The organism is Phytobacter sp. V69, from assembly GCF_965644215.1.
Taxonomy (GTDB): domain Bacteria; phylum Pseudomonadota; class Gammaproteobacteria; order Enterobacterales; family Enterobacteriaceae; genus Phytobacter.
Genome location: NZ_CBFFRL010000550.1, coordinates 1 through 356, shown reverse-complemented (window position 1 = coordinate 356; position 356 = coordinate 1). Strand labels below are relative to the sequence as shown.

General features: G+C 46.1%; 1 pseudogene. It reads right to left on the bottom strand.

Annotation, left to right across the window (positions count from 1 at the left end):
- Positions 1-58: 58 nt before the first annotated feature.
- A pseudogene (locus tag ACSZPU_RS26415) lies at positions 59-356 on the bottom strand (hypothetical protein); the annotation flags it as partial.

The window sequence follows — 356 nt, the reverse complement described above, 5'->3', positions numbered from 1 at the left end:
ATCGGTAGTTAACCCTTCCTCCTACACTCTCCACAATCATGTCCGAGCGTTGCACTTATTATCTGAATTCGCGGTTGACGTTTTTCGCAAAAGACGAAAAACCCGCAACGTATAAATCTTCGGAAACATTCACGTTCTTTGCAAAGCGTCCATAAGAGCCATTAAATGATACAGCACTGATATCCCCCGACGCGGTAATATCTTTGACATTGTTGATATCATTTCCGCCCATGTTCAGATCGCCTGTCATTGGCAGAGTACCGTCACGACGCAGGTAAACTGTTAGCAGCAATGGAATAGTGACCCACCCCAGCAGCTGAATTTTGACCCTGGGGTTAAGCTGCTCTCTCTGAAAG